Genomic DNA, 17,420 nt, shown 5'->3' with positions numbered 1-17,420 from the left:
TGGTTGCTTCGGCGTGTGGCTCCGCTCAGGTTACCGGATGCCGCGCATGAGCCGCAGCACCGGCTTCGCCAGGACGAGCAGGACCACACCGACCGCGACGGCGACGAGACCGAGGATCGTGAAGTACGGGGCCTCGTCCGCCGGGTCGTAGTAGCGCGACAGCACCCCGGTGACGGCGGTGCCGAGCGACACCGACAGGAAGAAGAGCGCGACCATCTGCGTCTGGAACTTCGGCGGCGCGAGCTTCGTGGCGACGGACTGCCCGACGGGTGACAGCAGCAGCTCGGCCAGCGTGAAGACCAGCAGGATCGCGACCAGGGCGAGCAGGGGTGTGCCGTTCTGGCCCGAGTTCACGAAGGGCAGGAACAGCAGGAACGCGACACCCATGATCCCGGTGCCGAGGGCGAACTTCGTCGGCGTGGACGGCTGGCGGTCGCCGAGCTTGGTCCAGAGCGCCGCGAAGACCCCGGACAACACGATGATGAAGACCGGGTTGATCGACTGCACCCACGACACCGGCATCTCCCACCCGAACAGCGAGCGGTCCAGTCGCTCGTCGGAGTAGACGGTGACGACGGTGAACTGCTGCTGGTAGAGCGACCAGAACACCGCGCTGCCGATGAAGAGCGGGATGAACGCGAACACCCGCGAGCGCTCCTGCGCGGTGATGCCGCTCGTCAGGATGACGACGAAGTAGCCGATCGTGGCGAGGATCACGATCGCGACGACCACGGTGGGCAGGTTGCCGACGTTCAGCAGCCCGGTGAGCACGGCGACCACGACCACACCGAGGGCGACGACGACGCCGACACCGATCAGCGGCAGGCGACGGCGGTCGACCGGGTTCGTGACGTGGCGGACGGTGTCGGGCAGGTTCTTCCGCCGGATCGCGTACTGCACCAGCCCCGCGGCCATGCCGACGGCGGCGAGCCCGAAGCCGTAGTGGAACCCGAGCGAGCTCTGCAGCAGGCCGGTCAGGAGCGGCCCGAAGAACGCTCCGAGGTTGACGCCCAGGTAGTACAGCGAGAAGCCGGCGTCACGACGGGGGTCGTCGCGGCTGTAGAGCCCACCGACGATCGTCGTGGCGGTCGCCTTGAGCCCGCCGGACCCGAGCGCGATGAGCACGAGCCCGACGCCGACGCCCGCGACCCCGGGGATGAGCGCCAGGGCGATGTGCCCGAGCATGACGACGACCGCGCTGCCGAACAGCGTGCGGTCGGCACCGAGCAGCCGGTCCGCGATCCACGCGCCGATGATGGTGAACAGGTAGACGGCGCCGCCGTAGGCGCCCATGATCCCGCTCGCGACACCCTTGTCGATCCCGAGGCCGCCCTGCGTGACGGTGTAGTACATGTAGATGAGGACGATGCCCTGCATCCCGTAGAACGAGAACCGCTCCCAGAGCTCCACCGCGAACGGGGTCGACAGCTCGAACGGCTGTCCGAAGAAGGTGCGTTGGGGCTTGGGATCGTGTCCCGTGGTGGAGCCTGACATGCCGGCCAGTCTGCCCCGCGGGCCGGTGGCACGCCCAATCGTCGATGGGCGCTCAACAAATCCGGCGGTCGGGGCGCTTGGAGGGTTCCCACCAACGCGACTGGTCCGCGCGGACCAGGGTTGTACGCCCCGCACCGCGTTCCGCCGGCTGTCGGGCGCGGTGTCTAGCGTGGGTCGTGCAACACCGGACACCGCAGTTCAGGAGGACTCCGACCATGGTCGACACCGCATCCGCGCAGCACACCGGCACCCAGAAGGCGAAGCAGGACGCCGGCGCGCGCACGAGCACGAACACCAGCCCGGGCACGAGCGCGAACACCGCCACCGACGTCCGCATCGACGTCGACATGGTCGAGACCCTCCTGCTCGGCCGCTGGGCCGAGGACCGCCGCATCTCGCGCCGCCTCGTGCTCGACCCCGCGCTGCACAAGACCGAGGGCCTCGGCACCATCGAGCACCGCGCCCGCGCGTTCGAGCAGCTGCAGATCCTGGTGGACGCCGGTGCGATCCAGCGCCCGTACCCGCGCGAGCTCGGCGGCCAGGACAACCACGGCGGCAACCTGGCGGCGTTCGAGGAGATCACCACCGCCGACCCGTCGCTGCAGATCAAGGCCGGCGTGCAGTGGGGCCTGTTCGGCTCCGCGGTGCACCACCTCGGCACCGCGCGGAACCACGAGGAGTTCCTGCCCGGCATCATCGGCTTCGACGTGCCCGGCTGCTTCGCGATGACCGAGACCGGCCACGGTTCGGACGTGCAGAACATCGCCACGTCGGCCACCTACGACCCGGCGACGCAGGAGTTCGTCGTCCACACCCCGTTCCGTGGGGCGTGGAAGGACTACATCGGCAACGCGGCCCTGCACGGCAAGGCGGCCGTCGTCTTCGCGAAGCTCGTCACCCAGGGCGTCGACCACGGCGTCCACGCGTTCTACGTGCCGCTCCGCGACGACGACGGCGCGTTCCTGCCCGGCGTCGGCGGCGAGGACGACGGCGTCAAGGGCGGTCTGAACGGCATCGACAACGGCCGGCTGCACTTCGACCACGTCCGGATCCCCCGCACGAACCTGCTGAACCGGTACGGCGACGTCGCCGAGGACGGCACCTACAGCTCGCCGATCGACTCCCCCGGCCGCCGCTTCTTCACGATGCTCGGCACCCTGGTGCAGGGCCGCGTGTCGCTCGACGGCGCCGCGGTCGTCGCGCAGAAGATCGGGCTGCAGATCGCGCTCACCTACGGCATGCAGCGTCGGCAGTTCCCGACGGCCGGCGGTGTCGAGGGCGTCCTGCTCGACTACGGGCGGCACCAGCGCCGGCTCATCCCCCGCCTGGCGACGGTGTTCGCGCAGTCCTTCGCGCACGAACAGCTGCTCCGCACCTTCGACGACGTGTTCAGCGGGCGTGCCGACACCCCGGAGCGCCGCGAAGACCTGGAGACCCAGGCCGCCGCGTTCAAGTCGCTGTCGACGTGGTCCGCCCTCGACACCCTGCAGGAGTGCCGCGAGGCCTGCGGCGGCGCGGGCTTCCTCGCCGAGAACCGCCTGACGAGCCTGCGTGCCGACCTGGACGTCTACGTCACGTTCGAGGGCGACAACACCGTCCTGCTGCAGCTCGTCGGCAAGCGGCTGCTCACCGACTTCCGGAAGCGGGCGCCGCGCGATGCCGCATCGACCGCGAAGTTCGTCGCCGCCCAGGTCGGCGTGAAGCTCGCGGACGCCTCGGGGATCCGCCGCCTCGGGCAGACGGTCGCCGACCGCGGGTCACTCGCGGCGAGCGTCACCGACCTGCACGACCCCGCCACCCAGCGGGCGCTGCTCGCCGGCCGCGTGGACACCATGGTCACCGAGATCGGGCTCCGGCTGAACACCGCCGGCAAGGACCGCGCCCGTCAGGCCGTGCTCCTGAACCGGTCGCAGCACGAGCTCATCGAGGCCGCGCGCGCCCACGCCGAGCTCATGCAGTGGGACGCCTTCACCGAGGCGCTCGACGCGGTCCCCGAGGGCGACACCCGCCGGGTGCTCGTGTGGCTGCGCGACCTCTTCGCGCTCGGACTGCTCGAGCAGCACCTCGACTGGCACCTGGTGCACGGCCGCCTGAGCGCACAGCGAGCCCGTGCGGTCTCGGCGTCGATCGACCGGCTCGTCGCTCGGCTCCGTCCGGTGGTGCCGCAGCTCCTCGAGACCTTCGGCTACGAGCCCGGCCACGTGCGGGCGCCGATCGCGCTCGGCGAGGAGCAGGCGCGCCAGGACGAGGCCCGTGCGTGGTTCACCGCCGAGGCGGCGGCCGGACGGCTCCCCGAACAGGAGAAGAAGCCCCGGCGCTAGCGACTAGTCGGTCGGGTCCGTCGGCCGGACGGACCCACCGAGGGCCGCGCGCAGCCGCGCCTCGGCGTCGTCTCCGGAGGCACCGGACGCCCCGGCAGCCGCAGCGGCCTCGGCGTTCGCCTCGGCGACCGCGCGCACGACCTCTTCGCGCTGGATCTTCACCCCGCGTGGTGCGTCGATGCCGATCCGCACGCCGTCCCCCCGGGCGTCGAGGACCGTGATGACGATGTCGTCACCGACGAGGATCCGCTCGCCGACCTTCCGCGTGAGTACCAGCACCCGCTCAGCCTAGCGACAGGACGGGGACGCCCAGCAGGTCGACGGACTCCGGCGTGGCGGTCTCCCCGGCACCGATCGCGACGACGCCGGCCACCGGCAACCGTGCGGCCACCGCGGAGACCATGGCCGCCGAGTCCTCCGGCTTCCGGCCGACGTCGACCACGACCCAGACCTGGTCCGCCTCGATCCGGTCGCCCGTGGCGCGGTCGTCCCAGGCCGCCACGGCGAGCACGGCGTGGCCGTCGCGCACGCCGTCGGCACGGGCGAGGATCGCGGACCGCCGGTCGGCGGCGTCGGTCGGGCGCAGTGCGTGCCGGACGGCGAACAGGCCGGCGGCGGCGTCGACGTCGTTCGGTCGTCCGACCAACAGCACCAGGTCGCCGTCGGCGGACCGCACTGCCGGAACAGCGGACCGCACTGCCGGGACAGCAGATCGCGCGGCAGGGACAGCAGATCGCGCGGCAGGGGCCGTGGGCCGGGCCACGCGCACGGCGGGCGCGGCGTCGGGGACGGTGGCCGGGCCTCCTGGCAGGGTGTCGGTGACGGCCTGGAGGCGCGGGTCGACGTCCGCAGGCCCGTCCGGCTCCGGCAGGACGCGCGTCGGGCGCGGGGCGCTCCCCGTGATGCCGTCCGCCACGAATCCGTCGAGCACCGACGCGAACGAGTCGGCGCGCGTGGTCGCGGTGCCGTCACCACCCGCGATGCGGGCCTCGGCCTCCTCGGCGTCGGCGAGCAGGGCCGCGATCCCGATCCGCTGGACGGGCGAGTCGGCGATGACCACGCGTGCGGTCGGGGTCTCCCCCGGTTCCGGCACCTCGACGGTGGCCTCGACGTGCGCCTTGCGGAACAGCCCGCCGATGCCCGGCGTGGTGACCCGCTCGGCGGCGACGATCCGTGCGCCCGCGCCGAACTCGGTCCGGACGGCGTCGCGGACCTCGTCGAGCGTGGCGCCGCTACGCTGCAATCGGGTCGGCGGCACGGACCACTCCCACGGTCTCGATGGTGGAACCCGCGGCGGTGGCCTCCTGGTACGACAGCACCGGGAGCCCGTTCGACTGCGCGGCGACCATGCGGTGCACGGCCGGTCGGAGCTGCGGGGCGCAGACCAGGACGGCGGACAGGCCCTGGTCCTCGACGCTGCGCACGGCGTCGCGGACGGACCCGAGGACCTGCTCGATGCGGTGGGCGTCGAGGACGATCTGGCTGCCCTGCTCGGACGGGCGCAGGCCCTCGAGCATCGACTGCTCGAGCAGCGGGTCGATCATGATGACGCGGAGCGTGCCCTGGTCGGTGTAGCGGGCGGCGAGGGCGGGACCGAGCGCGGCGCGTGCGGCCTCGACGAGCCCCTCGGGGTCGGTGGACGCCTTGGCCCGCAGGGTGAGGGCCTCGCAGATCCGGCCGAGGTCGTTGATCGGCACCCGCTCGGCGAGCAGGCCCTGCAGCACGCGCTGGAGTTCGGCCATCGAGAGCATGCCCGGCACGAGTTCTTCGACCGCGGCGGGGTTGACCTGCTTGACGCCCTCGGTCAGGACCTTGACGTCCTCGCGGGTGAGCAGGCGGGCGGCGTTGTCGCCGATGACGGCCTGCAGGTGCGTCACGAGGACGGACACGCGGTCGATCACGGTGGCGCCGGTCATCTCGGCGGCGTGCCGGAGTTCGGCGGGTACCCACTTGCCGGTCAGACCGAACACCGGCTCGACCGTCGAGGCGCCCGGCAGTCCGTCCAGGTGGTCGCCGAGCGCGAGCACGCTGCGGGCCGGGGCGGTGCCGCGGCCGGCCTCGACGCCGGCGATCCGGATGGCGTAGGTGGACGGTGGCAGGTCGATGCTGTCGCGGGTGCGGACCGGTGGCACGACGATGCCCATGTCGACGGCGATCTTCCGGCGGAGCGCACGGACGCGGCCGAGCAGGTCGTCGGAGGCGCCGGACACCATGTCGACCAGGTCGGGCGCGAGGAGGATCTCGAGGGCGTGCACGCGCATCTGCTCGATGAGGTCCTCGGGGGTGTCGCCGGTGGGCGCTGCGGCCTCGAGGGCCTGCTGCTCGGCGGCGGCCGACTCGGCGTTCGCGGCGTTCCGGCCGATCCGCCAGGCCGTGAAGAGCAGCGTCGCGCCGACGAGCAGGAACGGCAGGATCGGCATGCCGGGGATGAACCCCATCGCGATGGCGGCGACACCGGCGATCATCAGCGCGTTGCGTGACTGCGACAGCTGCGTCGCGGCCGAGGCGCCCATCTCGGACTCCGCGCCGGAGCGGGTGACGATCATGCCGGTGGACACCGCCATGAGCAGCGCCGGGATCTGCGTGACGAGGCCGTCGCCGATGGTCAGGATGCCGTACTTCGACAGGGCGTCGGTGGCGGAGAGCCCGTTCTGCAGCATGCCGATCGCGATGCCGCCGACCAGGTTGATGATGATGATGAGGATGCCGGCGATCGCGTCGCCCTTGACGAACTTCGAGGCGCCGTCCATCGCGCCGTAGAAGTCGGCCTCGGCGGAGACCGCGGCCCGGCGGTCCTTCGCCTGTTGGTCGGTGATGAGCCCGGCGTTCAGGTCGGCGTCGATCGCCATCTGCTTGCCGGGCATGGCGTCGAGGGTGAACCGTGCGCCGACCTCGGCGACGCGCTCGGCGCCCTTCGTGACGACGACGAACTGGATGACGATGAGGATCAGGAAGATCACCGCGCCGATGATGATCGACCCGGACACGGCGACGTGGCCGAACGCCTGGATGACGTCGCCGGCGAAGCCCTCGCCGAGCACGAGGCGGGTGGACGCGACGTTCAGGCCGAGGCGGAACAGCGTCGCGACGAGCAGCAGCGACGGGAACACCGAGAAGTCGAGCGGCTTCTTCACGAACAGCGTCGTGAGCAGGATCACCAGCGCCAGCAGGATGTTGCAGATGATCAGGAAGTCGAGCAGGAACGACGGCACCGGCAGGATCAGCAGCAGGATGATGCCGACGATGAACACCGGGACGACGAGCTTCGGCAGGTCCTTGCGGTTCATGCGGGGAGTCCTTCGGTCTGGTTCGCTGCGGTGCGCGGTGTGCGGAGCCTGCGGGGGCGGAGGTCGCCGGTGAGCGTCGCCGGGTCGATGACGCTCGCGACCTCGTCGGGCGTGGTCGGCCGCGGTGGTGCGTGGGTGCCGGCCGCTGCACCGCGGGCCTTGAGCGCCATCACGAACGACAGCACCCGGGCCACCGGCGTGTACAGGTCGACGGGGATCTCGTGCCCGAGCTCGCACGCGGCGTGCAGCGCACGGGTGAGCGGGACGTCGCGGACGATCGGCACGCGTTCCTCCTCGGCACGGGCACGGATGACGTCGGCGACCGGGCCGGCGCCCTTCGCGACCACCCGCGGTGCCGCCTTGCCCGGCTCGTACTTGAGCGCGACGGCGTAGTGGGTCGGGTTCGTCATGACGACGTCCGCGGTGCCCACGGACGCGATCATCCGGTTGCGGCTCATCGCGAGCTGACGGGAGCGGCGCTGGCCCTTGACGAGCGGGTCACCGTCGCTCTTCTTGTGCTCGTCCTTGACCTCGCGCTTGGTCATCATGGTGCGCTTGCGGTTGCGGCGGATGACGACGAGCACGTCGATCGCCGCGAGGACGAGCCCGGCGGCGATCGCGGCGCGGAGCAGGGTGCCGGCGCCGTCCGCTGCCGCCTCGAGCACGGCGGACAACGGCAGCGAGCCGCTCGTCATGAGCACGGGCATCAGGCCCTGCACGGCGAACCAGAGCACGAGCCCGACGACGGCGGTCTTCAGCAGGGCCTTCGCCCCGTTCCAGAGCGCCTGGACGCCGAACACGCGCTTCAGGCCCGCGATGGGGTCGAAGTGCGACGCCTCCGGTGCGAGCTTGCGGATGTGCACCCCGCCCTGCGCGACGGCGGCCGCGGTGACCGCGACGAGGACCACCGCGAGCATCGGTCCGAGGGTCGCCCCGACGCTCGCCATCGCCTCGCCGAACACGTGGTTCATGGTGCCGATGGTCGGGTTCGCGATGACGGACTGCACGGCGACGAGCTGCGCGGTGCCTGCGGCTGCAGCGTTGCCGATCATCGACGGCACCATGAGCGCGACGACGGCGATGCCGATCCACGCGCCGAGGTCCTGGGACCGGCCGAGCTGGCCCTTCCGGTGGACCTCCTGCATGCGCTTCTGGGTGGCCTTCTCTGACTTCTCACCACTGTCGGACACGGCGCCTCACCCCCGTCCCGTGATCGCCTGGACGGCGTCACCGGTCAACGACGACACCACCGAGGGCAGGGCCATGAAGAGCGCGCCGGCGAACAGGACGGTCAGCCCGATCTTGATCGGGAAGCCCATTTGGAACGCGTTGAGGGCCGGCGCGACGCGGGTGAGCAGACCGAGGCCGACGTCCGCCAGGAACAGCACGACCACCAGGGGCCCGGCGATCTGCAACGTCGCGAGGAACATCTGCGACATCGCCGCCACGAGGGCGTGCGCCAGACCGTCGACGGCGAACGCTCCGGTCAGCGGCACGGCGTCGAAGGACCGCACGAGCCCACCGACGATGAGCTGGTACCCGCCCGAGGTGAACAGGAGCGCGAGCGCCGCCATCTGGAACAGCCGGGTGAACTGGGCCCCGTTGACCTGCGACTGCGGGTCGAACGCCTGTGCCAGCGTGAACCCGCCGAACAGGTCGATGAGCGCACCGGCGGACTGCACCGCGGCGAACACCAGGAACACGAGGAAGCCGAGCGACAACCCGACGACGAGCTGGGTGAGCAGCGCGAGCAGGAACGGCCCGGTGGCGAGTGATTCGTACCCGACGGCGACGCGCGGGGCGACCCCGATCGCCAGGCCGAGCCCGAGGATCACCTTCACGGTGCCGGGGAACGCCCGGTACGAGAACGGCGGCGCGATGACGAAGAACGCGACGAGCCGGACGCCCGCGAGCATGGTCGCCTCCAGACGGTCGGCGTCGACGCTGAGCTCCATCAACCGCTCCCGAGCAGCTTCGGGATCATGTCGAAGGCGACGTGGGTGAACGCCACCATCTCCGAGATCATCCAGTTGCCGCAGATCACCAGGGCGATCGCGACCGCGACGGCCTTCGGCACGAACGAGAGCGTGACCTCCTGGATCTGGGTCACGGACTGGAACAGCGAGATCGCGAAGCCGACGACGAGCGACGTGATGAGCACCGGCGCCGCGAGCTTCGCCGACACGAGGAGTGCCTGGAGGACCAGGTCGATGACCGCCTGCTGGTTCATGCGCGACCCCTAGACAACGTGGTAGCTCTCGATGAGCGACGTGATGATGAGGCCCCAGCCGTCGACCAGGACGAAGAGCAGGATCTTGAAGGGCAGCGAGATCATGACCGGCGGGAGCATCATCATGCCCATCGACATGAGCGCCGCCGAGACGACGAGGTCGATCACCAGGAACGGGATGAAGATGACGAACCCGATGATGAAGGCGCTGCGGAGCTCCGAGATGATGAACGCCGGGATGACCGTCGTCATCGGCACGTCCGCCATCGACTTCGGGTTGTCCAGGCCGGCGGCGCGGGTGATCAGGGCGACATCCTCGTCGCGGGTCTGGTGCAGCATGAACGTCCGCAGGGGCTTGGTGCCGATCTCGACGGCCTGGTCGAAGTCCAGGTGGCCGGCGAGGTAGGGCTGCAGCGCGTCGTCGTTGATGTGGCCGAGCACCGGCGCCATCACGAACAGCGACAGGAACAGCGCCAGGCCCGCGATCACCTGGTTCGGCGGGATCGACTGCAGTCCGAGCGCGTTCCGGGTCATCGCCAGGACGACGAAGATCTTCGTGAACGACGTCATCATGAGCATGAGCGCCGGGGCGACGCTGAGCAGCGTGATGCCGATGAGCGTCACGACCGCCGACGACGGGGTGCCGTCCGGACCGTTCACGCTGACGCTGAAGTCGCCGTCCGCGGGAGCAGTCGGGGTGGCTGGGGCGGTCGGCTCCACGACCCCGGCGGCGTGGGCACCGGTCGCGGTGAGCATGAGGAAGCCGGCGACGACGGCCAGCCCGAGCAGGACGAGGGCGACGACGCGTCCGGACAGCGCCAGCCGGTGCGACCCTGCGGCGGTCACCCGACCCGCCGGTTCCGGAGCGCCGCGGCCGCCTGCCGCCACGTGTCGACCGACAGGATCGACCCCTGCAGCTGCTGCGCGGTCGGCAGCGTGGTGCGCTGCGGACGCCGGTTGCGCGGGCGCATCGGCAGGGCCTCCGGGAGGCCCGTGGGGGCGTCCGCCTGCAGCGCCAGTTCCTGACCGAACGCGTCGGCCGACGGGGCGGGACGCACGGGCAGCTGCACGGGTCCGGTCACGATGGTGAGTTCGGGAGCGGGCGCCTGCCCGCTCGTCAACAGGCTGACGCCCTGCTCGGAGACCCCGAGCACGAGGCGCTCCCCCTCGACGTCGACCACGACGACGCTCGCCTTGCCGCCCAGGCCCTGGCGGCCGACGACCTCGACGGTCGCCGCACGGCGCCCGGAGGTCCTGCCCGCGAAGCGCTTCTTGCTGGCGCGGTGCAGCACCCACATGAGGGCGAGCACGACGCCGAGCGACAGCGCGACGCGGAGGGTGACGAGGAGGGTGTCCACGCGCAGGCTCAGAGGGATTCGGCGACGTCGAGGATGCGGGTGATCCGGACGGCGTAGTCCTGGTCGACCACGACGACCTCGCCGTGCGCGATCAGGCGGCCGTTCAGCAGGACGTCGGCGGGGGCGCCGGCGCTGCGGTCGAGTTCCACGACAGCTCCGGGTTCCATGCCGAGCACGTCGCGGACCGACATGCGGGTGCGCCCGATCTCGACGGTCAGGGTCATCTCGACGTTGTTGATGCGGCCGAGGTTGCCGGCGGGCACACCGACCGGCGCCGCGGCCGAGACCGTGCCGTGCTCGCGCACGCGGATCCCGAACCAGCCGCTCGGCACACCACCGGCGGCCAGTTCGAACACCACCGTGTCGGGGTCGGCCAGCAGCGCGGCGGCCGACTCGCGGCTCGCCTCGCCGAGGACCCCGACGCCGAGCACGGACGCGGCGGCCTCGAGTGACGGTCGCAGCACGTCGGTGACGGCGACGATCCCGTGGTCGGTGCCGCCGGCCGCGATCACGGCCTCGAGGTCGGTGAGCACGAGGGCCAGATCGGCCGACAGGCCGCCGACGAACGAGGCGACCACGGCGTCGGTCGCCGCTTCGAGCACGACGGGGGTCGCGCCTCCCGGCAGCAGCTGCGCACCCAGCGGGACGGCCGTCGGGAGCTGCGCCGCGAGCGACTCGGCCGCGGTGGTCTGGAGGGTGGTCGTGGCGTTCATGCGAGCTCCGTGCTGGTTGCGGACGACGTGCCGGCGGCGGCCGAGGTGGTGGTGACGACGATGCCGGCGAGGCGCGAGCCGTTCGCGCCGACCGCGGCGGTGCCGACGGGTTCCCCGTCGACCGCGATGGTGAGGGGACGGTGCTGCGGGTGCGGCAACGGCAGGACGTCGCCGACGGCGAGCCGGAGCACCTGCGTCGGCAGGACCGTCGCCGGGGCGAACCGCAGGCTGACCCCGACGGGCACGCCCGCGAGCTGCGCGTCGAGCAGGGCCTGGGCGTCGGCGGGCGACACGTTGGCGGCGGCCTCGCCGAGCTGCGGCAGCACGGCCTCGGCCGGCAGGGCGAGGGTGCCGGGGGCGACGCGGTCGCCGACGCGGATCGAGAACGCCGCGACGATCATCAGGTCGCCCTTCTGGGCGGCCTGGGCGAACTGCGAGTTGAACTGGAAGCCGCCGGCCGTGACGTCGTGCGCGAGCAACCCGCCGAACGAGTACCGGAGGTCGTCGAGGGCGTCCTCGACGATCTTGCGCACGAGGGCCTGCTCGATGGGCGTGAAGGTGCGCTCCGGGGTCGGCAGGGGCTTCGAGGCGCCGAGGGCGTGCGAGACCCAGGTCAGGGCCGCGTCGAGCGGGACCTGCAGGACGCCCTTCGGGACGACGTCGGCGATCGGCAGCAGCACCATGCCGGTGAGCGCGGGCAGCGAGGCGGCGTACTCGTCGTACGTCACCATCTGCACCTGCTCGCAGGTGACCTGGCTGACGGCGCGGACCTTCGCGGTGAGCTGCGTGCCCCACTGACGCGCGAACGTCTCGAACGCGAGCTCGAGGACCCTGGCGTGCTCGCGGGCGAGCGTCGACGGGCGCGCGAAGTCGTACACCTCGGGCGCGGGCAGGGTCTCGGTCACGGGTGCGTCTATCGGTCGCCTGTGTGGCACCCGTCAGTGCTGTACCCCGTACTGGGGAGGCCGGGTGCGGCCCGGTGGTGTTCGTCGTGTCGTGTGCTCGGGCGGCTCAGCCCTGGCGTGCTCCGTCCTGCGCCTTCGCGAGCGCCGGCATCAGGGCGCTGACGTCCTGGTCGGCGTTCGACAGCACCACGATGTCGACCCGTCGGTTCAGGGCGAGGTCCTGGTCCGTGCCGCCCTTCGCGAGCGGTCGGCTCGACCCGAAGCCGACGCTCTGCACGTGGTCGCCCGGCATCCCGCCGCGCTCGACCAGGTCGCGGAGGACCCCCGTCGCCCGGGCCGCACTGAGTTCCCAGTTCGTGGCGTACGGCGCCGTCGAGTTCCGCTGGTCGGCGTGCCCCTCGACGCTGACGTCGTGGTGGCTGCCCTTCAGCACCGGGGCGATCGCGTCCATGATCGACTTCGCCTGGTCGGACAGGTCCGCGCTGTTCGTGCCGAAGTACGTCTCGCTACCGATGAGCCGGACGATCAGGCCACGGGCGTCGACGGTGAACTGCACGTTGGCGGTCTGCCCGGCCTTCGCGAGGTTCCGCTTGATCGCCGTCTCGATCGCGGTGAGGTCGTCCAGTTCCCGCTTCGCGGCGGCGACGTCCTGCTTCGTCGCGGTCACCGGCACGACGGTCGACGCGGGGTCGACGTTGGTGTCCTCCGCGCCGGACGACGCCGTCGAGTGGTCGGCCTGCGACTTGTCGCTGGAGTACCCGGATCCGTCCTCGACCTGGTCCTTCGTCACCACCGTCCCGCTGGCGGTGTCCACCTTCTGCGACTTCACCTCGCCGAAACCGGTCGCCAGGGAGTTCTTCAGGGCGATGTACTTCTCCTGGTCGACCGTCGACATCGCGAAGAGCACCAGGAACATGCACATCAGCACCGTGATCATGTCCATGTAGGACGCCATCCAGCGCTCGTCGGGGTGCTCGGCCTCGTCGTGGCCCTTCTTCGCACGACCGCGGCCGCGGCCGCGGGGGTTGGCGCTCATCGTCAGGCCGCCAGCTGCTGGTCGTCGGCGTCGGCGGTGGCGGCGCCCTTGCCGTTCTTGCCCTTGTTCTTGCCGGCGGTGTCGGCGCGTGCGGCCGGTGGCACCATGGCCTTCAGGCGTTCACCGAGCAACCGGGGCTGGCTGCCGGCCTGGACCGCGAGCAGGCCCTCCATCAGGAGCGTCTGCCGGTCCGACTCGAGCTGCGCGAGCTTCCGGAGCTTGCCGCCGATCGGCAGCCACATGAAGTTCGCCGTCAGCAGGCCCCACAGCGTCGCGACGAACGCACTCGCGATGAGCGGGCCGAGCTCGTCGGGCTTGCCGAGGTTCGCGAGCACGTGGGTCAGGGACACGACGGTGCCGATGATGCCGACCGTCGGGGCGAACCCGCCGAGGCCCATGAAGAACGCACTCGCGCTCCGGGTCGGCGCCGCGTTCGACTCGATCTCGTCCTCGAGCAGGATCCGCAGCTCGTCGCCGTCGGTGCCGTCCGCGATGTTCTGCAGCGCCTTCTTCATGAACGGGTCGTCGTGCTTGTCGGCCTCCTGCTCGAGCGCGAGCAGACCGTTCGACCGCGCCGTCTCGGCCAGGCCCACCACGTCGTCGATGACCGACTGCGGCGGGGTGACCTTGCCCGTGAACGCCTTGGGCACGGCCTTGAAGCTCGCGATGGCGTCCTTCAGCGTCGTGCTCGCGATGCCGCACCCGATGGTCGCACCGAACACGAGCAGCATCGGCGCGGGGAGGAACAGTCCGGCGAGCTCGACGTGCTCCATCTCGACCATGCCGAACAGGGCGCCGAAGGCGAGCAGGATCCCGATGATCGTCGCGATGTCCACGTCAGCGACCCCCGTCCTGCGTGCGGAGGGGTGCGACCGCGGTGAGCGTCGGCTGCGGGCCGGTGGCGTTCCTGGTCGGCAGGTCGGTGCCGTAGGCCATCCCGACGATGCGGGCGCGGTACGCGGCGATCAGGTCGATGACGTCGGCCATGGACTCGCGGACGATGTACTTCGCTCCGTCGACCATGATGAGCGTCGTGTCCGGCGTCTCGTGGATGCGCTCCACGAGGTCGGGGTTGACAGCGAATGCGCTGCCGTTGAGTCGTGTGACGACGATCATGGCCCGTCCTGGTTCTCGATCGTCCCGCCGCCGTCCGTGGGGCGGGATGCTGCCCGTCCGTGGGCCTGCACGGAGGTCTATCGGCGGGTGGGGTCCTGCCGTTAGCAGGCGTCGCTAGCCTGGGACGGTGATCACCGCGGCGGACCTGCTCGACCACCCGCGGGGCCGCCGGTTCTGCCTCGAACTCGTCCGCGGGGTCCAGCAGCCCGACTCCGCGGCCGCGGACCACCTCGGCGGCCTGCTGTTCTGGGCGGTCCACCACCTGGGCGCGGAGCGCGGCGACGGCCACGTGCTGTTCGGCGTCGGCGGCGACGTCCTCGAGGAGCCAGCGCCGGAGATCACCTCCGTGGCGAGCGCGCTCGCCGCCGTGCCCCTGCCGGTCCCCGGCGAGGACGACGTCGTGGTGGCACTCGAGTCCACTGCCGAGAGCGCGCTCTGGTGGCAGCCGGCGGATGCGACCGATGCGCTCCTCAGCCGTGCCGAGTTGCGGCCGGCGCTGACCCGGATCGCGCGCTGGGCGGTGGACAGTCCGGTCGTCCGACAGCTCGCCGAGCCGCAGGGCGGAGCGTGGACCGTCGTGTTCGACGAGGACGAGCAGTCGCACCACCCGAGCACCGGACAGGCGCTCCGCGACTGGGCGCGGGAGCTGCGCGCCGAGGTCGCCGCGGGCAGCCCCGGCGTCGCGAGCGGTGTCTGGTGGACCACGCCGCCGTGGCCGCTGGTGCAGACGACCCGGGCACCCTTCCCGTCCGCCGGTCCCCTGGCACTGTGGGCGGTGGAGGACTCCTCGGGCCAGGAGCGCGCTCGTGCCCTGCCCGCACCGATCGACCCCGCTGCCCGCGTGTTCACGGTCGACGGTCCCGGAGACTGGGCCGCGCTGTGCCGGCGTTGGCCGCTCGACGTGACCACGACCACCCGACGGAACGACTGGCAGCTGGCGACGGGACGCCAGGGCACCTGGGTGCTGCCCGACTGGTCCGGGGTGGCCGCGGAGTACGACGTCGTCCACCTCACCGTCGCAGGGTGGTTGCGCACCTCGGGAGACGCGGTGACGGTCGACGACGACAGTGCCAGCGTCGTGGCGGGCTGGACACCCGACTCGGCCTACTACCTCACCGAGCACCGTCCGGGTACCGGCGAACGGGAAGCGTGGTCGCGACCCGGCAACGCAGGGGTCTGGCGACGTCTCAGCTGATCATCTCGTCCCCCGAATTCTCAGCTGTGACGTATTCGAGACCTGAAGACACGCGACAGGTGTCGATGTCCACCCGTTTTATCTCATGAGCGTGTTACCGTGGCGCTCATGACCGACACCACCACCGTCGTCTCGCCGGCATCTCCGGCGACCGCAGCACCACTCCGCGAGGTCGGCGCCCTCATCCGGGGCGCCCGCAAGGGCCGCAGCATGACCCAGGCGCAGCTCGCCGAACGCGTCGGCACCAGCCAGAGCGCGATCAACCGCATCGAACAGGGTGGGCAGAACCTGTCCCTCGAGATGCTCACGCGCATCAGCGACGCCCTCGACCAGCAGATCGTCTCGATCGGCGGCGCCCCGCAGCGTGCCCACCTGCGCGTGCAGGGCGGCCGGAAGCTCAGCGGCTCCATCGCCGTGAACTCGAGCAAGAACGCGGCCGTCGCGCTGCTCTGCGCCTCGCTGCTCAACCGCGGAGTCACCCGCCTGCACAAGGTCGCGCGGATCGTCGAGGTCGACCGCATCATCGACGTGCTCCGCAGCCTCGGCGCGAGCGTCACCTGGTCGGAAGACGGCGAGACCCTCGAGATCGTCGCCCCGTCCGACCTGCGCCTCGACGCGATCGACGCCGACGCCGCCCGCCGCACCCGCAGCGTACTCATGTTCCTCGGCCCGCTCAGTGGCCGGTACGAGTCCTTCCGGCTGCCGTACGCCGGCGGCTGCGACCTCGGCACCCGCACGGTCGAGCCGCACCTCATCGCCCTGCGTCCGTTCGGCGTCGACGTCGAGGCGACCTCCGGCTGGTACGAGGTCGGCGTCGCGAACCAGGACGTCCCCACCAAGTCGGTCGTCCTCACCGAGCGCGGCGACACGGTGACCGAGAACGCGATCCTCGCCGCGGCAGCCCGCGACGGCGAGACCGTCATCCGCAACGCCAGCCCCAACTACATGGTGCAGGACCTCTGCTTCTTCCTCGAGCTGCTCGGGGTGCAGATCGAGGGCATCGGCACGACGACGCTCCGCATCACCGGCAAGAGCCGCATCGACGAGGTCGTGGACTACTGGCCGAGCGAGGACCCGGTCGAGGCGATGAGCCTGCTGACCGCGGGCATCGTCACCGACTCGACGCTGACCGTCACGCGTGCGCCGATCGAGTTCCTCGAGATCGAACTCGCGACCCTGGCCGAGATGGGCCTGCGCTTCGACGTGACCGACGAGTACCCGGCCGCGAACGGCCGCACCCGACTGGTCGACATCACCGTGCACCCGTCCGAACTGCACGCACCGATCGACAAGATCCACGCGATGCCGTTCCCCGGGCTGAACATCGACAACCTGCCGTTCTTCGTGGTCATCTCCGCGATGGCCGAAGGCACCACGCTCGTGCACGACTGGGTGTACGAGGGCCGGGCGATCCACCTGCTCGACCTGACCCGCCTCGGCGCGAGCGTCACCCTCCGCGATCCGCACCGCCTCGACGTCACCGGTCCGACGCACTTCTCCGGCGCCGAGATCAGCTGCCCACCGGCCCTCCGCCCCGCGGTGGTCATCCTGCTGGCGATGCTCGCGGCGAAGGGCGAGAGCGTCCTGCGCAACGTGGGCATCATCGCCCGCGGCTACGAGCAGCTGCAGGAGCGCCTGAACTCGCTCGGCGCGTCCATCGAGACGTTCCACGACTGAGGCGACCGCCTGCCCGCGTGACCTGACGGCCCGTCCCCGCAAGTGGGGACGGGCCGTCACCCGTTCTGCGCGGATCGACCCGTGCCTC

General features: G+C 71.3%; 17 protein-coding genes. 3 read left to right on the top strand and 14 right to left on the bottom strand.

The features are described from left to right. Nucleotides 1–30: 30 nt before the first annotated feature. The gene (locus ACXKZB_RS09775; protein WP_488822916.1) at nucleotides 31–1,494 is read right to left on the bottom strand and encodes a peptide MFS transporter; all 1,464 of its coding nucleotides are present in this window, start codon (nucleotides 1,492–1,494) and stop codon (nucleotides 31–33) included. 215 nt (nucleotides 1,495–1,709) lie between these two features. Here ACXKZB_RS09775 and ACXKZB_RS09770 point away from each other — a divergent pair, with 215 nt between their 5' ends. Continuing rightward, nucleotides 1,710–3,815, top strand: coding sequence for an acyl-CoA dehydrogenase family protein (locus tag ACXKZB_RS09770; protein ID WP_488822914.1), 2,106 nt, complete (start codon nucleotides 1,710–1,712; stop codon nucleotides 3,813–3,815). A 3-nt stretch (nucleotides 3,816–3,818) separates the two neighbouring features. Here ACXKZB_RS09770 and csrA read toward each other — a convergent pair whose 3' ends face one another. The 13 genes from csrA to ACXKZB_RS09705 all read right to left on the bottom strand — a co-directional run bounded on the left by csrA (nucleotide 3,819) and on the right by ACXKZB_RS09705 (nucleotide 14,460). Beyond that, nucleotides 3,819–4,094, bottom strand: a complete 276-nt coding sequence (gene csrA, locus ACXKZB_RS09765) for a carbon storage regulator CsrA (protein ID WP_488822912.1) — start codon at nucleotides 4,092–4,094, stop codon at nucleotides 3,819–3,821. Nucleotides 4,095–4,098: 4 nt separating this feature from the next. After that, the gene (locus ACXKZB_RS09760; RefSeq protein WP_488822910.1) at nucleotides 4,099–5,073 is read right to left on the bottom strand and encodes a hypothetical protein; all 975 of its coding nucleotides are present in this window, start codon (nucleotides 5,071–5,073) and stop codon (nucleotides 4,099–4,101) included. Next, nucleotides 5,048–7,102: a flagellar biosynthesis protein FlhA gene (locus ACXKZB_RS09755; protein ID WP_222661097.1), complete on the bottom strand. Its 2,055-nt coding sequence runs from the start codon at nucleotides 7,100–7,102 to the stop codon at nucleotides 5,048–5,050. Before ACXKZB_RS09755 ends, ACXKZB_RS09760 begins: the two co-directional genes overlap by 26 nt. Further along, entirely contained in the window at nucleotides 7,099–8,292 is a 1,194-nt protein-coding gene (locus ACXKZB_RS09750) for an EscU/YscU/HrcU family type III secretion system export apparatus switch protein (RefSeq protein ID WP_123312687.1), read from the bottom strand. The genes ACXKZB_RS09755 and ACXKZB_RS09750 overlap by 4 nt, the downstream gene beginning before the upstream one ends. A 6-nt stretch (nucleotides 8,293–8,298) precedes the next feature. Beyond that, a complete protein-coding gene (locus ACXKZB_RS09745) occupies nucleotides 8,299–9,057 on the bottom strand; it encodes a flagellar biosynthetic protein FliR (protein WP_123312688.1) in 759 nt (252 codons plus the stop codon). Beyond that, on the bottom strand, nucleotides 9,057–9,332 hold the full coding sequence (gene fliQ / locus ACXKZB_RS09740) for a flagellar biosynthesis protein FliQ (RefSeq protein ID WP_123312689.1): 276 nt from the start codon (nucleotides 9,330–9,332) through the stop codon (nucleotides 9,057–9,059). The genes ACXKZB_RS09745 and fliQ overlap by 1 nt, the downstream gene beginning before the upstream one ends. A gap of 9 nt (nucleotides 9,333–9,341) precedes the next feature. Beyond that, complete coding sequence (fliP, locus tag ACXKZB_RS09735) at nucleotides 9,342–10,178, bottom strand: flagellar type III secretion system pore protein FliP (protein ID WP_123313118.1); 837 nt, start codon at nucleotides 10,176–10,178, stop codon at nucleotides 9,342–9,344. After that, on the bottom strand, nucleotides 10,175–10,690 hold the full coding sequence (locus ACXKZB_RS09730) for a FliO/MopB family protein (protein WP_123312690.1): 516 nt from the start codon (nucleotides 10,688–10,690) through the stop codon (nucleotides 10,175–10,177). Before ACXKZB_RS09730 ends, fliP begins: the two co-directional genes overlap by 4 nt. An 8-nt stretch (nucleotides 10,691–10,698) precedes the next feature. Further along, the gene (gene fliN, locus ACXKZB_RS09725; protein WP_123312691.1) at nucleotides 10,699–11,403 is read right to left on the bottom strand and encodes a flagellar motor switch protein FliN; all 705 of its coding nucleotides are present in this window, start codon (nucleotides 11,401–11,403) and stop codon (nucleotides 10,699–10,701) included. Further along, nucleotides 11,400–12,308 (bottom strand): flagellar motor switch protein FliM, encoded by a 909-nt coding sequence (locus tag ACXKZB_RS09720; protein ID WP_340196139.1) that lies wholly within the window; start codon nucleotides 12,306–12,308, stop codon nucleotides 11,400–11,402. The genes fliN and ACXKZB_RS09720 overlap by 4 nt, the downstream gene beginning before the upstream one ends. 106 nt (nucleotides 12,309–12,414) lie before the next feature. Then, nucleotides 12,415–13,344 (bottom strand): OmpA/MotB family protein, encoded by a 930-nt coding sequence (locus ACXKZB_RS09715; RefSeq protein WP_488822905.1) that lies wholly within the window; start codon nucleotides 13,342–13,344, stop codon nucleotides 12,415–12,417. Between the two features lie 2 nt (nucleotides 13,345–13,346). Next, entirely contained in the window at nucleotides 13,347–14,180 is an 834-nt protein-coding gene (locus ACXKZB_RS09710; protein WP_488822903.1) for a motility protein A, read from the bottom strand. Nucleotide 14,181: 1 nt separating this feature from the next. Beyond that, complete coding sequence (locus tag ACXKZB_RS09705) at nucleotides 14,182–14,460, bottom strand: flagellar FlbD family protein (RefSeq protein WP_222661086.1); 279 nt, start codon at nucleotides 14,458–14,460, stop codon at nucleotides 14,182–14,184. A gap of 127 nt (nucleotides 14,461–14,587) precedes the next feature. On the opposite strand from ACXKZB_RS09705, the gene ACXKZB_RS09700 reads away from it, so the two are divergent. Together ACXKZB_RS09700 and ACXKZB_RS09695 are read left to right on the top strand one after the other, a co-directional pair. After that, nucleotides 14,588–15,655 carry a hypothetical protein gene (locus tag ACXKZB_RS09700; protein WP_488822901.1) on the top strand — a complete coding sequence of 356 codons (1,068 nt, stop codon included), beginning with the start codon at nucleotides 14,588–14,590 and terminating at the stop codon, nucleotides 15,653–15,655. Between the two features lie 108 nt (nucleotides 15,656–15,763). Further along, nucleotides 15,764–17,332, top strand: coding sequence for a helix-turn-helix domain-containing protein (locus ACXKZB_RS09695; protein WP_488822899.1), 1,569 nt, complete (start codon nucleotides 15,764–15,766; stop codon nucleotides 17,330–17,332). The last annotated feature ends 88 nt before the right edge of the window (nucleotides 17,333–17,420 follow it).

This window comes from Curtobacterium sp. ABR8 (assembly GCF_057812125.1).
Note: the sequence above shows the minus strand (reverse complement) of the source record. Positions and strands in the feature narration are given on the sequence as shown.